The sequence below is a fragment of the Corynebacterium sp. S5S1 genome (assembly GCF_001913985.1).
GTDB classification, from domain to species: Bacteria; Actinomycetota; Actinomycetes; order Mycobacteriales; family Mycobacteriaceae; genus Corynebacterium; species Corynebacterium marquesiae.
This window is the reverse complement of the sequence record NZ_MKXT01000005.1, coordinates 27,930-42,904: the sequence shown is the minus strand read 5'-3', so window position 1 is coordinate 42,904 and position 14,975 is coordinate 27,930. Positions and strand designations below refer to the sequence as shown.

Here is a 14,975-nt window from a genome sequence, read left to right as displayed (position 1 = left end):
ACCCCTAAGGAGAAGCTCATGTTGAGCGAAGAATCCCTCGAGCTCATTGTCCAGGACCACCTGGCTGAACTGGAATGGCAGGCTGGACACGGCCCGGACTTTGCGCCGGGTTCCGGCGAGCGCGACACGTGGAATGACATCGTGCTGCGCGGGCGACTGCGCAATGCCGTGCGCAACCTCAACCCGGACGTGCCGGAGGAGTACCTCGACCAGGCGATTGGTGAGGTCATCACGCCGAAGTCACAGTCCGCGATTGCGGAGAACCGGCGCATTCACCAGATTTTGGTGGAAGGCTACCGCGGTATCGAGTACATCGACCACGAAGGCAATTTCCAGAACCCGACCATCAACTTCCTGTCCTCACACCCGCACAAGAACGACTACTTGTCGCTCAACCAGGTCACCGTTGCGAACCTCGATGGAGAGCGTCGCTTCGATGTGGTCTGCTACGTCAACGGCATGCCGCTAGCGTTTATCGAGCTGAAGAAGACGGGCGCGAATACCTCCGTCGAGGGCGCCCACAACCAGCTGCAGACGTACGTCAAGGAATTCGGCATGGCCTTCCGCTTCGCCAATATTGTGATTCCTTCGGATGACCTCAGCGCGAAGTACGGTACGCCGTTTACTCCGTGGAACCACTTTGCGCCATGGAACGTGGATGAGGACGGCAGCCCGGTCGACCCCAACAACATGGTTGTGGCCGGCGAGCCGGTCACGCAGCTGGACCTGTTGCTTGATGGTCTGTTTAATGTGGAGCGTTTTGGGCAGCTCTACAGCGACTTCACGGCGTTCGATGACACGGCCGAGGGCCTGATCATGCGCATCGCGAAGCCGCACCAGTACTTCGCGGTGACCAAGGCTGTGGGTTCCACGATCACGGCGGCGCGCGGCGACAAGCGCGCTGGCGTCATCTGGCACACGACGGGAGCGGGCAAGTCCATGGAGATGGAGCTCTACACCGCCAAGATTATGCGTCGGCCCGAGATGCTCAGCCCGACCGTGATTGTGCTCAATGACCGTACCGAGCTGGATGAGCAGCTCTTCGAGACCTTCAACCGGTCCACCATCCTGCCGGAGACACCGCGCAATATCGAGTCCCGTGCTGAGTTGCGTGAGCTGCTCTCACAGAAGACCTCCGGCGGCATCTACTTCTCCACGCTCCAGAAGTTTGGCTTGAATGGAAAGGGCGAGCTCCGCGAAAAGGAGCACCCGTTGCTCTCTGACCGCAGCAACATTGTGGTCATCGTTGATGAGGCTCACCGCTCGCACTATGGCTTTGGCGACACCGCGGCTGACGGTTACGCGCAGCACCTGCGTAATGCACTACCGAATGCCACCATGTTGGCGTTTACCGGTACCCCGCTCAAGGAATGGGACCGCGATACGCGCAAGGTCTTCGGTGATGACGTCGACATCTACGACATGAACCGCGCCGTCGAGGACGGTGCCGTCGTTCCCGTGTATTTCGAACCGCGCCTCATCCCACTCAAGCGCATTGCTGGGATTACCGATGACGAGATTGATGACACCGCTGAGGAAGTGCTCACGGGTCTCGACGAAGTCGAGCGCGACCGGATTCAGCGCTCCGTCGCCGCGTTGGAAATCATTTACGGTTCCGACGACCGCTTGGATGCGCTCGCTGAGGACTTTGTTCGCCACTGGGAAGACCGCCGCGAGAACATGCGGGAGTTCATCGGTGCACCGGGCAAAGCCATGATCGTGACCGCCACGCGTTCCATCGCAGCACGCCTCTACTCCAAGATCGTGGCGCTGCGCCCTGAGTGGCACTCGGATGCCGATGACAAGGGAAAAATCAAGGTCATCTACTCTGCCGCGCCGTCCGATCCGGATGAGCTCAAGGTCCATATGCGCCGCCCGAGCGCGCTCAAGGCCGTGAAGAACCGCATCAAGGGCGTCGACGACGAGCTGGAAATCGCCATCGTTCAGTCCATGATGCTCACCGGTTTCGATGCGCCGCCCCTGCACACGCTCTACATTGACCGCTCGCTCAAGAGCGCGCTGCTCATGCAGACGCTCGCCCGTGTGAATCGCACGTTCCGGGACAAGCAGGATGGCCTCCTTGTCGCCTATGCTCCGCTGGTCGAGAACCTGGAAAAAGCTCTTGCGGAGTTCACCCTTAACCCTTCCGACGACGGAACCAAGGTCACAGGCCAGGACGTTGAGGAAGCACTAACTCTGGCGAAGGGATTCCTGGCTCGTCTCGACGACATTGTGGGAATCGAATGGAAGAACACCGCTTTCATCGATGACGCCAACCTTCGCCGTGCCTTGCTCGATGTCACTGGTTTCCTTCGCAATCCAAGAACCGAAGGCAACTACGACCCCGAGAAGCCAAACGCGCGTCCCGTCGCTGATGAGTTCAAGCGTCAGGCTGGAAGGCTCGCGCGTGCATGGGCGCTTGCGTCCAACAGCCCTACCGCCGATGAATTCCGTCCGAGCGTGCAGTTCTATTCCGAGGTCAAGAACTGGCTCATCAAGCTCGATGCGGGCGACCGCGTGGCCAATGGCGAGCCGATTAGCGACTCCATCCGCAACACCCTAGGCAAGCTGGTCGTTGATTCGGCTGAGGCCACCGGTGTCATCGACATCTACCGCCAGGCCGGGATTGAGATTCCGAACTTGCAGGATCTCACCGTCGACCTGTTCAAAGACAAACAATCCCCCTCTGAGGTCTCGTTGCTCATCGATGCGTTGCGCCGCCAGCTCCAGCAGGAAGCCCGCACCGCCACAGGAAACAACGAGCTGCGCTCCAAGCAATTCTCCGAGCGGATCACCGAGCTGATGAATCGATACACCAATCAGCAGCTCACGGCCGCTGAAATCATCGCCGAACTCATCCGCCTGTCCAAAGAGATTGTCAAGGAAAGCAAACGTGGTGAACAATTCACCCCGCCACTAGGCAATGACGAGCTCACCTTCTTCGACGCAGTGTCGACAAACGAATCCGCAAACGAGCTCATGGACGACGAAGTTCTTGCTGAAATCGCACGCCAGCTCGTTTCCATGCTGCGTCGCGATGCAAAGACCGACTGGACAGTCCGCGATGACGTACGTGCGAAACTACGCCGCTCGGTCCGCAGGTTGCTACGCGACTACAAGTATCCACCGGACAAGGCGCCGGAGGCCATCAAGCTCGTGCTTGAACAGATGGAGAAATTCGCGCCAAGGTATTCAGCGGCGGCGCACGAACAAGGTGACGTTGAGCACCGTGGTTAGCCCTGCAGCCGATAGCGCTGCTTCGGGCTCTTCAGCGGCTCAGTGCGCACGATGACGCCTTCCTCAACAAGTTCGTTGATGGTCCTGCGCACTCCGTTGAGGGACAGCCCTGCAGCCCCTGCCAATTCGCGGCTGGACGCTGTCCTGTGTTCGCGAAGATAATCGAGCACGCGCCCGCGGGTAACGCCACCCAACGCCGCGGTGCGCTCCGGAGCAGTCGGATTTCGCCGCGCAAAGGTGAGTTCAAATGCGGTTAGTGAATCCTGTGGTACCGGCGGCGGCAGCAGCTGCTGCTCCAGTTGGTCGAGAATCTCGATATATCCGGTACCACGATTTTCCGCAACGTACCCGTCTCCGTCACCGGCAGGAGTCACCTCCAGCAACGCAGACAAATGCTGATTGCGCGCGCTAGACATACCCGCAGTGCCCAATCGATCAACGGTGACCGTTCCATAAAGACCACCTGGGTTAAGGATCTCCAGCCGGTCGGCATACAGGTTCACTTGTACCTGCGTGCCCCGCGCCTGCGGCGAATAGTCACGGTGCATAAGCGCATTAGCGACTGCCTCACGCACAGCCTCCGGAGGATAGTCCGGCAAGTCCTTACGGAAGACTCCCTCGATTACGCCTCCGACGCGCATATTGCGTCGGACTGCCCGCACGGCATCCGCGACCAGTACCGGAATGGGCCCCACCAGACTTTCGTTGTCGAGGAAGCGCTGCTTGCCCATCCCGGCCGATTTATTGGTGCCGGGATATGCTGCAAAGGTCACGTTGAGCCGCGGGAAAAACTGTTGCGGGTAAGTGCCCGCTGCCATAAGCCCGCCCAGAGTTGGCACTAGTTTTCCGTTGTCGTTCCGGGTAATTAGATGGAGCGCTAACATCGCCTCTTCATCGCTCAACCGTCCAAAAATGCGTTCATGGATGGAGCGCTCGCGGGCCAAGATCTCGGCCACAATGTCAGGATCCAGATCGTCGATGTCAGCATCCGGAACCGGCTCCAGATCCCATTCCGGCTGGGTCTTGTTTTCCTCCAGCCGGTCGATCTCGTATGGCTTTAGTACGCGGTCCCCATCATGGACCCGGATATAGCTGCCGTGATACTTCGACTGAGAAACGACCCAGCAAGGCTTCTCAAAAGGAGCACATTCGGGAATGGTGCCAACGACAATGCTCGCGCCCTCCCATTCAACAATGCCGATCTGGGCGCGAACCGACGGGGTCACGAGGTCTGCACATGCGCCAGCCAGGGCATCCGCCATGGCAATAGCATCAAAGCCTGGTACCGTAACGAACCCGTTGTCTTCATCCAGCCCCAAGATGATGATTCCACCGGTCCCGTTAGCAAAGGCAGAGATAGAGCGAACGAGCTTCTTGGGAAAACCTCCCGCAGCTGCCTTGACCTCGACGGCGCGCGTATCGGTGTCCTGAGTTCGCAGGCTTCCAATGATCTCGGTGATCTCCGCTTGGTCATCGTCCCAGACCACAATCACTTACCCCCTATCAGCGCTCAACGCTCCTGAACACCCTCAAACACTACACACAACACTACACACACTGTGGTGCGTTGTGTAGTGTTCGCAAGTGTTCCTCGTCCGAAATTCTCACAGTACGGGATGATTTTGCAGGTAAATCATAATTTTCCCGGTCTACACAACACTACATACAACACACCACCCAACACTCCATAGTGTGGTGTGTTGGGTGGTGTGTTGAGTGTTAAGTGTTCTGTTGACGGATTTCGGCTTAGTGGCCGCGCTTCTGCTCAAGCGCCTTGCCTTCGTTCCAGAACGGAGCCAGCTTGTTGTCGAACATACTCAGCGCGGAGGCAATGGCCATATGCATGTCGAGGTACTGGTAGGTGCCCAGGCGGCCGCCGAAAAGAACGTTGTTCCCGCGTGCCTCGGCGGCAGCGCGGCGTCGGTAAGCCTCCAGCTTGGTGCGGTCCTCTGGGGTATTGATTGGGTAGTACGGCTCATCGCCTTTATCGGCAAAACGCGAATACTCCTTCATGATGACCGTCTTATCCTTCGGGTACTTATCCTTGCGCTCCGGGTGGAAATGGCGGAACTCATGGATGCGGGTGTAGTCCACGTCCGCATCGTTGTAGTTCATCACCGGGGTGCCCTGGAAGTCACCGGTATCCAGCACCTCCAAGTCAAAGTCGAGGGTGCGCCAGCCCAGCTCGCCCTCGGCAAAATCAAAGTAGCGATCCAGTGGGCCGGTGTAGACCACGGGCGCATCTGGGGACTCGGCGCGCAGCTCTTCGCGCACCTCGAACCAATCGGTATCCAGGCGGACCTCAATATTGTCATGGTCAGCCATGTTTTCTAGCCATGCCGCGTAACCGTCGACCGGCAGGCCCTCATAGGTGTCGTTGAAGTAGCGGTTATTGAAGGTATAGCGCACCGGCAGGCGGGTGATATTCGCGGCCGGCAGCTCCTTCGGATCGGTCTGCCACTGCTTTGCGGTGTAATCGCGGATGAAGGCCTCATACAGCGGGCGACCGATGAGCGAGATGGCCTTCTCCTCCAGGTTTTGTGCCTCTTCCGGGGAGAATTCGCCGGCCTGATCCTTAATGAGCTGGCGGGCCTCATCCGGGGAGTAGTAGCGGCCGAAGAACTGATTGATAAGACCCAGGCCCATCGGGAATTGGTAGGCGGTGCCATCGTGCATGGCAAACACGCGGTGCTGGTAGTCGGTGAAGTCGGTGAACTTATTGCAGTAATCCCACACGCGCTTATTAGAGGTGTGGAAGAGGTGCGCGCCGTACTTGTGCACCTCGATTCCGGTGGTGGGTTCGGCCTCGGAGTAGGCATTGCCGCCGAGGTGATTGCGGCGCTCCACAATGAGCACCTTCTTATTCAGCTGACTAGCGGCACGCTCGGCAACCGTTAGACCAAAAAATCCAGAGCCAACAACGATGAGGTCATAAGAAGTCATGGCCTCCACTTTATTGCACTACGGCAGCTGACACGGTGCATCGGCGTGTCGCAACAGATTTCACAGAAGTCACAAACGTACCATCACTATCAACTCTTAACTTTTGGCAACGGTTTTTACAGCTGCACAACCCCAGGGAGATAACAGTGCAACAACGACGTCGACTAGTACCCACCAGGTCAAAATGGTCCACCCCCGTCATCGCGGCGGTCACTTCCATCGCGCTCGCCGTGACGGCCGCATTCGGCGGACAGCAAGTTCTCAAGACCCAAGACTCCGGCAACGGCGGTCCCATTGAGGTCAAGAATTCCTCCTCTAGCTTCAGTGACGGCGAATCCATCGTCGTCGATGACCCAGCCGTAGCCGCTCAGGGCGACGGCGAAGGCCGCCGCGCGGTCAAGCAGTTCCACCGCGACGAAACCTTCAACATGTTTGCCGTCACCTGGGAGGGCAAGCGAGATATCAATTCCTTCGTCCGCTCCAAGCAGCAGGACGGTTCCTGGAGCGAATGGCTGCCCATGGATGCAATGAATTACACCGAGGGCAAGAACGGCACCGAACTCATCTTCGTGGGCGATACCAACGATGTGCAGGTTTCTATGGCCAACGTTGACCTCGTGACCGGTTCCAACCTCGACAAGAAGGAAGATTCCCTCCTGGACAAGGCCGCCAAGGGCGCTGATGCCAACCGCCCCGCGCCGCTTGCGTACAACGTCGGCGATATCTCCCCCGTGGCCGATGAGCGCACCCAGGTTGCGGATCTCGACGCCGTGTTTATCGACGGCAACGCCCAAGAAGGCGAAGCCATCGAGCCCACCGCAGAAACCGCGGGCATGCCCAAGGTAGTCACCCGCGCCGGCTGGGGAGCAGACGAATCTAAGCGCTGCCAGCAGCCAACCTACGACGATGGCATCAAGGCCATGACCCTGCACCACACCGCAGGTACTAATAACTACACCCGCGCGCAGGCAGCGGCACAGGTACGCGGTGCCTACGACTACCATGCGCAGACCCTGGGCTGGTGCGATATCGGCTACAACGTACTGGTAGATAAGTTCGGTACCATCTATGAAGGCCGCTACGGCGGCTTGGACAAGGCCGTACAAGGTGCCCACGTGGGTGGCTTCAACTCCAATAACTGGGGCATTTCCATGATTGGCAACTACGAGCAGGCTGAGCCTTCCCGCGAGATGCTCAACTCCGTGGCCGAGATTGCTGGCTGGAAGGCCGCTATTTCTGGCATCGATCCAATGGGCAAGGCCAGCTTGTACTCCGGCGGATTCAACGGCTCCAAGTTCCCTGCAGGAACCATGGCCACCGTGCCGGCGTTCGCGGGCCATAATGATTTTCACTACACGGCCTGCCCGGGCCAGTACACCACGCGCCATTGGGATGAAATCCGTAAGAACACCAAGCGCAAGGCGGACGCCATCAAGTCCGGCAAGAACAGCACGGACCTGAACTGGCAAGAGTCTCCACGGCCAAATACCCCCAAGACCCCGCAGCAGGCGGGCGAAGAAATCATGTCCTCGCTGGGCGACGTCGAGGTCCCAGTCTCGACCATCTCCGCACTCGCTGGAATCGCTGCCGCAGTCTTCGGCGTGCTCATCGCCAATGACCGCCTGCAGAAGCCTGATACCGATCAGAAGGTGGCGGGCAATTTGACCACCGGGGATATCCCGGAGATTGTCAACAAGGTTGTCCAAGTCTCCAACAACGAGGGCTTGAAGGAATCGTGGACCTCCGTGCTCAATGCCTTCGGCCCGGTCTTGGGTCTAGCAGTCGGCGGCCCGGATACCACCGATGGCGGCAAAATCCTCTACCAGCTCTTCCAGAATGGCGTGGTGCTTTCCTCCAAGGAGTCCGGCACCAAGGCGTTGACGGGTGAGATCGCCAAGAAGTGGTCCGAGGGCGATAATGCCTCCAAGCTCGGCCTGCCTCTCTCCAACGAGGAAAAGAATGGCAAGGAAATCCGCGTGAAGTTCCAGGGTGGCGAGATTGTCTACAACACCGAAACGGAAAAGGTAGACATCTTCACCGACTAGAACCAGCGCTCTAGCACCTTTGCGACGCCCGCCTGGTGGTTAGCCACGGTGACCGCATCCGCGGCCGCCTTAACCTCCGGGTGGGCGTTTTCCATGGCCACACCGCAACCAGCCCAGCGCAGCATCTCGATATCGTTGGGCATATCCCCAAATGCGATCGTCTCCTGCTGGGCGACGCCGGTGTGCTGCGCCAGCCATTCCACCCCGCGGCGCTTAGTCACATTGGGCGCGGCAACCTCCAAAATTCCCTCTTGCATGGAATACGTCAGGTGCGCGAGCTCCGGATCGATGTGCGGCGCAATGAGCTCATAGAGCTCTGGGGCGGAGTAGTCCGTGTTGCGGATGAGGAACTTCACCGCCGGCTGCCCCACTAGCTCACCCATGCTGACCACGCCGAAGCCCTCAAACAGGGCGTTTTCGGAGTAGTGGCGCTCGACTACGAAGAGGTCCTCGACGGCGTCGGCAAGCGAGCCTCCAGCCCGCTCCGCGCCGAAGCCCACGGTGCCCAGTACGGTCTGGGCCACATCCACCACTTCCGCCAACGCTGCGGGTGAAAGCTCGTGGGCGGACATCACGCGGTCCTCCGCGGAGTCATACAACACAGCGCCGTTCGAGGTCACGCATACCGGCCGCGCGGACAGCTGCTCCAGCACCGGGGCAATCCAGCGGAACGGACGGCCGGTAGAAAGCGCAAAATAGGCACCCTGTTGGACCGCCCGCGCCACTGCGTCACGGTTGCGACGCGGGACACGGTGGTTGCGGTCCAGCAGGGTGCCGTCAATATCGCTCGCGATGAGGCGAGGAGCGCAGGAAGGGAAATTCTCCATACCCGCGAGTTTACGTCAGGACTTAGATGTTCAGGTCCTCGTCCTCATTATCCTCCCAGTCCAAGGAACGTTTAATAGCGCGCTTCCAGTCGCGGTAGAGGGCCTCTACCTCTTCCTTCTCGCGCTTCGGCTTAAACACCTTCATGTCTCCTTCCTGGCTACCCAAAACGCTCAGGTCATCCCAGAAGCCATTGTCCAAGCCTGCCGCGAAGGCCGCGCCGGTGGCGGTGGTCTCGATATTCTTCGGGCGGTGTACTTCCACGCCGAGGATATCGGACTGGAACTGCATCAGCAGTTCATTCATGGTCATGCCACCATCCACGCGCAGCTCGGTAATCTCCACGCCGGAGTCCGCCACCATAGCGTCGGCAACATCGCGCGTCTGGTACGCGGTGGATTCGAGCACGGCGCGAGCCAAGTGCTTGCGGTTAGCAAAGCGGGTCAGGCCCACGATGACGCCGCGAGCATCCGGGCGCCAGTACGGAGCGAAGAGCCCGGAGAAGGCCGGCACGATATAAACGCCGCCGTTATCCTTCACTTCGCGCGCGAGGTTTTCGATGGACGCAGAGTTGGGGATGATCTGCAGGTTATCGCGCAGCCACTGCACCAGGGAACCGCCCATGGATACAGAACCCTCGAGGGCATACACGGGGCGCTCGCCCTCGCGCTGGAAGCAGACGGTGGTCAGCAGGCCGTTCTCGGAGAACTTCGGGGTGGTACCCGTGTTCAGCAGGAGGAACAGGCCGGTTCCGTAGGTATTCTTTGCGGAACCTGCGCGGAAGCAGCCTTGGCCAAACATCGCAGACTGCTGGTCACCCAGGATGGCGCGGATAGGCACACCGGAAAGCGAACCGCGCTCACGCACGGTACGGAAATCGCCCAGGGACGGGCGAATCTCCGGCAGCATGGACATCGGGATGCCCATTTCCTTACACAATTCCTCATCCCACTCCAGCTTTTCGATGTCCATAAGCAGGGTGCGGGAGGCGTTGGTGACGTCGGTGGCATGCAGCGCTTCGCGGCCGGCATCGCCCTCGGCGCCGCCGGTGAGGTTCCACAGCAGCCAGCTATCTATGGTGCCGAAGAGCAGGTCGCCTGCCTCAGCACGCTCGCGGGCACCTTCGACGTTATCGAGGATCCACTTCACCTTCGGTCCCGCCGGGTAGGAGTTGATGATCAGACCGGTGCGGCGGCGCCACTTTTCTGGTCCTTCCTCACCCGAGAGTTCCTTACAGATGGCGGTGGTACGGGTATCTTGCCAGACAATGGCGTTGTAGACCGGCTTACCGGTGTGCTTATCCCACACCACGGTGGTCTCACGCTGGTTGGTGATACCTACCGAGTCAATGTCTTCCACGGTGATGTCGCCATTGGCAAGAGCCTCACCGACGGCGCGACGGGTATTGCTCCAGATTTCTTCCGGATCGTGTTCTACCCAGCCTTTTTCCGGGAAGATCTGCTCGTGCTCGAGCTGGCCAACGGCAGCCTGCTCGCCGTTGTGGTCAAAGATGATGCAGCGCGTCGACGTGGTTCCCTGGTCGATAGCGGCGACGTATTTCTTGTTAGTCATGTGTCTAGTCTCCTATACGAAGATGGAATTAGAGCGCAACGGACAACAGGCCAACGGCTACGGCCGCGACCAATGGGGCCACGATAGGAACCCAAGCATAGCCCCAGTTCGCGCTACCTTTGTCCTGGATGGGCAAGATGAATGCATAAGCAATTCGCGGGCCCAGGTCACGGACCGGATTGATGGCATAACCCGTAGGGGTACCCAGGGACAGGCCGACCGACACCACAACGAAAGCAACGGCAAAGTAGCTCATTGGGCCAAGCTCGCCGCCGGTGGGGCCGAAGGCGATGAACATCAACAGCACGCAGGTGGCGATGAACTCCGTCACCGCATTCCAGCCGTTCTTAGGATGTGCCGGCTTGGTAAAGAAGATACCGTTGGTGTCCTTATTGGCACCGGTGACGTTTCCGGCGTCGTCGTAATTATTGGCGTCGAAAAGCTGCTTGAAGGCAGCCCATGCCAGGATGGCACCGAGGATAGCGCCGAGGATCTGGCCCAGGAGGTAATACGGCACCAGAGACCACTCGAGCGAGCCATTGACGGCCAACATTACGGTGACGGCGGGGTTAAGGTGCCCGCCCGTGGGATCGGCCACGCTCGCGCCGACGAAGACCGCCATACCCCAACCCAGGGCGATAACGACCCAATCGGAGCCGCGTGCGCCAGAGGTGCGCAGGTTCACCAGCGCACATACGCCGTTACCTAGAAGGAGCAGCAACGCAGTGCCGATAAACTCCCACAGGAATGCATCAGATCCGGTCATAACTTATACCTCGTTTTGGGTAGGTCGGGCGGATCCTGCGCGTACCAAAATGTCATTGGCCTCACGGTCAGTTACCGCAGCTTCTGCTTCAAGTTCGGCCTGTGTGTGGGCCTTGAATTGGGATACCTCGCGCTCCTTGTCGGCATCGCTCCAGCCCAGCAGCGGTGCTACAAAATCAGCAACGGCCGGGGCGGCGTTCACACCGCGATCGCCGAACTCGATGGCGATGCGCAGGCGGCGGGACAGGATGTCTTCCAAGTGCAATGCACCCTCGTGGGTAACGGCGTAGCGGACCTCGGCCCACAGGTAGGACTCGGCACCTGGCACTGGCTCGAGCAGGGAGGCGTCCTCAGTAGCTGGCGCTAGGACCTCGCCCAGCAAAGAGCCATAGCGGCCGAGCAGGTGCTCAATGAACTTCTCGCTCAGGTTGTAGCGACGAGCCAAGGACGGGACCTGGTTGGCCAAAGCGTGATAGCCGGCGGCACCCAGGATCGGAGTTTGCTCGGTGATGGACTCTGGGACCTTGGTACCCAGTTCCTTCACCGCTAGGTCCACGGCGTCCTTACCGATGACGCGGTACGTGGTGTACTTACCGCCGGCGACAGAGACCATGCCTGGGGCCACGCGTGCGACGGCGTGGTTGCGGGAGAGGTTGGTGGTGGAATCGGACTTGCCGGACAGCAGCGGGCGCAGGCCGGAGTAGACACCCACGATGTCATCGCGGGTGATCTGGCGGCGTACGCGCTGGTTTACCTGGTCCAGAATGTAGTCAATATCGGACTTGGTCGGCGCCGGATCCGGCAAGGAGAGACCCTTTTCCCAATCGGTATCGGTGGTACCGATGATCCAGTACTCGCCCCATGGGATAACGAAGAGGACGGACTTTTCGGTGACGAAGCACAGGGCTGCCTCTGCATCAAGCGCATCCTTCGGCACGACGATGTGCACGCCCTTGGAGGCGTGAACGGTGAACTTGCCCTCCACGCCGGCCATCTCTTGAATCTTGTCATTCCACACGCCGGTGGCGTTGATAAAGACCTTGCCGCGCACGGTGGTCTCGCGGCCGGTAGCGGTATCGCGAACCTTAGCGCCTACGATGCGGCCCCCGCGGTCCTTGTCAAAGCCAATGACCTCGGTATTGGTGCGAACATCAGCGCCGTACTCGGCAGCGGTACGCAGGACGGTCATGGTGTGGCGGGCGTCATCAACCAAAGTGTCGTAGTAGCGCACGCCGCCCACAATGGCATCTTCTTTCAGGCCCGGGGTTACCTTAAGCACGCCCTTTCGGGTCAGGTGCTTCTGCATAGGGACGCTCTTGGCGCCACCCATGAGGTCATAAAGAGTAAAGCCACCGAACATCATCACGCGCTCCCATACGTGGTGGGTCAGCGGGAAGATGAACTTCAGCGGCTTCACTAGGTGGGGTGCCAGGGTAGACATGTTCAGCTCGCGCTCCTTGAGGGACTCCGCCACTAGGCGGAAGTCAAACATGGCTAGGTAGCGCAGGCCACCGTGGAACATCTTGGAGGAGCGAGAAGAGGTACCTGCGGCGAAGTCGCGCGCCTCAATGACGGCGGTCTTGAGGCCACGGGTAGCGGCGTCCGCTGCCGCACCGGCGCCTACGGAACCGCCACCGATGATGACTACGTCGTAGTCCTCATCCGCGTATCCATTCCATAGATTTTCAAAGTATTCGGGGTTAAAGGATTGGTTGCTTTGCTGGGTCATTGCTGACCGCATCTCCTTCCTTGGTGCTTGCATGTGCCTGCGCCATAGATCCATGAATGAGATGGCAAAAGCACAGCTAAGAGCAGTTAAATTGTGGTTTCGGTGGAAAGATTCACACCGCGGCTGCAGAGATTTTATCTCCTTAAACCTATGATAGGAGTCACGGACGTCAGTTACACAGATGGTTACTCACACGTAGGTTTCAGGCCCGTAAGCAGTAACTTTTCCTAAAATACTTAGCCACCCAAAAAGAAAAAGCACCCCCTCGCGGGGGTGCAAAGCAGACGCAAAGTCCGCGCTATTTCTGCGCTAACCGCGCCATCACTTCAAGCACTTCGGACATTCCGGCTTTCTCCGCAGAATATGTGACCGCTTGGGCGCCCTTGACCACCTCAATAGGGGCAGTTTCCAAAGCCACCACCGGCATCCAATCAAGGAAATCCTCGTCGCCTGGCTCGTTAGCAAAAACCAGGGCCTCTTCCGGCTTAGCTTGCAGATCCTCGAGGATGCGCTCCACGCCTTGTACCGCGGTTGCGGCAGTGACGGAGAGTGCATTGGTATCGAGACGCGGCTGCACAGCATCCTCATCAAGGACAACGCTCCACACGGCCTGCGGAACATCCACCTCACCGGCGGGTGATATCACGATCAGGACTTCGGCCGCCGGGTAGATCTCCGCCAAAGCCTTGTGCAATCGCGGAGTCAGCGCGCCATCTTCCCAATTCAGCGCGCTGCTGTGCGCCACTATCACGCGAGGGATGGAAGAGAATTGCGCCTTCATGCGGTGCGGCAAGCGTGAGACGATAAGCCGGGATTGGGTAGCTGCCGCCAACAGGCCCTGCTCTGCTACGGAACCGGCCCATATCTCCTTACTGCTGGCCGTGATGGACGCTTGGGTTTGCGCCACATCCGACTTCAGCTGCGCCATGACATCCGCGACCTTGTCGCGGCCTTCATCCAAGCCGCGGGTTGCCTCTTCAACCACGGCGTTGAGGTTGTGTTTGATCCACTCCAAGGTCTCCGGGGCGGTGCGCGCCTTATTCTTTGGCTCCTCCCCGTCCGTTCCCTTGGCGGCGGTCATGTGATTGCGCACCAAGTCAACCGTAGTAACGGAGACGCGTTCTTTGAGGCCCACTAGATCGTCGCGCAGTCGGCGTACGCGGTGACGTTCGGTCTCCACTTCAGCATCGCGAGCTTCTGCCTCATCAAGGGTAGGAGCCCCTCCACCTTTACGGGCGGGCACCCAGTATTCACCGGCAGGCATGGGCCCAAATTCGGCTTCGTACTGCTCCCATAGTCCTTCCAACGCCTCTTGCATACGGCGTCGAATCTCCGCGGTATCAGCCTCCGCATCACCGGTGGGATAGTACGGTTCGAGGGCGGTAATAAAGACAGGCGTCTTGGTCCGTCCCAGGTTCTTTTTGTGTCCCTTGGTCCACAGGCGTTGCGAACCAAAAATGACCTGTGGGATTACCGGCACCCCCGCCTCATAGGCAATGCGGGAGGCGCCACTTTTCATGCTGCGGATTTCAAAGCTGCGGGAAATTGTGCCTTCAGAAAACACGCCCACGAGTTCGCCGTCCTTGGCCAGCTGTACCGCTTGGTGGAAGGAGGCGCTGCCATCGATACGGTCAACTGGCACGTGGTGCATGGCCTTCAACAAAGGCCCTGCCACTGGGGCTTTAAAGATTCCAGCTTTAGCCAGGAAGCGTACGAGACGCTTCTTGCGATAGGCCAAAAAGGCGCCAAAAAGGAAATCCATATAGCCGGTGTGGTTGCAGACCAACACCGCGCCGCCCTTATCGGGGATATTTTCTTCCCCCGAAAGGCGCATTTTTAACCCCTGTGCCAGAGTCACC

The 14,975-nt window shown here is 59.2% G+C and carries 9 protein-coding genes; 2 read left to right on the top strand and 7 right to left on the bottom strand.

The window, feature by feature from the left end; genetic code table 11:
- Positions 1–18: 18 nt before the first annotated feature.
- Positions 19–3,237 (top strand): type I restriction endonuclease subunit R, encoded by a 3,219-nt coding sequence (locus BKN05_RS02755; RefSeq protein ID WP_286687884.1) that lies wholly within the window; start codon positions 19–21, stop codon positions 3,235–3,237.
- Here the strand turns inward: BKN05_RS02755 and BKN05_RS02750 are convergent.
- On the bottom strand, positions 3,234–4,730 hold the full coding sequence (locus BKN05_RS02750) for an ATP-binding protein (RefSeq protein ID WP_239661061.1): 1,497 nt from the start codon (positions 4,728–4,730) through the stop codon (positions 3,234–3,236). The two genes, BKN05_RS02755 and BKN05_RS02750, sit on opposite strands and share 4 nt — an antisense overlap.
- A gap of 253 nt (positions 4,731–4,983) precedes the next feature.
- A complete protein-coding gene (gene glf / locus BKN05_RS02745) occupies positions 4,984–6,180 on the bottom strand; it encodes a UDP-galactopyranose mutase (protein WP_049377530.1) in 1,197 nt (398 codons plus the stop codon).
- Positions 6,181–6,326: 146 nt separating this feature from the next.
- Between glf and BKN05_RS02740 the strand changes: the two genes are divergently transcribed.
- Positions 6,327–8,225, top strand: a complete 1,899-nt coding sequence (locus BKN05_RS02740) for an N-acetylmuramoyl-L-alanine amidase (protein WP_049377529.1) — start codon at positions 6,327–6,329, stop codon at positions 8,223–8,225.
- Here the strand turns inward: BKN05_RS02740 and BKN05_RS02735 are convergent.
- From BKN05_RS02735 to BKN05_RS02715, 5 genes are all read right to left on the bottom strand, one after another.
- Positions 8,222–9,052, bottom strand: a complete 831-nt coding sequence (locus tag BKN05_RS02735) for an HAD family hydrolase (protein ID WP_049377528.1) — start codon at positions 9,050–9,052, stop codon at positions 8,222–8,224. The genes BKN05_RS02740 and BKN05_RS02735 overlap by 4 nt on opposite strands.
- Positions 9,053–9,074: 22 nt before the next feature.
- Complete coding sequence (gene glpK, locus BKN05_RS02730; protein ID WP_049377527.1) at positions 9,075–10,622, bottom strand: glycerol kinase GlpK; 1,548 nt, start codon at positions 10,620–10,622, stop codon at positions 9,075–9,077.
- A 28-nt stretch (positions 10,623–10,650) separates the two neighbouring features.
- The gene (locus BKN05_RS02725; RefSeq protein ID WP_049377526.1) at positions 10,651–11,388 is read right to left on the bottom strand and encodes an MIP/aquaporin family protein; all 738 of its coding nucleotides are present in this window, start codon (positions 11,386–11,388) and stop codon (positions 10,651–10,653) included.
- Positions 11,389–11,391: 3 nt separating this feature from the next.
- Positions 11,392–13,116: a glycerol-3-phosphate dehydrogenase/oxidase gene (locus tag BKN05_RS02720; RefSeq protein ID WP_049377525.1), complete on the bottom strand. Its 1,725-nt coding sequence runs from the start codon at positions 13,114–13,116 to the stop codon at positions 11,392–11,394.
- A 298-nt stretch (positions 13,117–13,414) separates the two neighbouring features.
- A complete protein-coding gene (locus BKN05_RS02715; protein ID WP_286687883.1) occupies positions 13,415–14,950 on the bottom strand; it encodes a lysophospholipid acyltransferase family protein in 1,536 nt (511 codons plus the stop codon).
- Positions 14,951–14,975 lie beyond the last annotated feature (25 nt).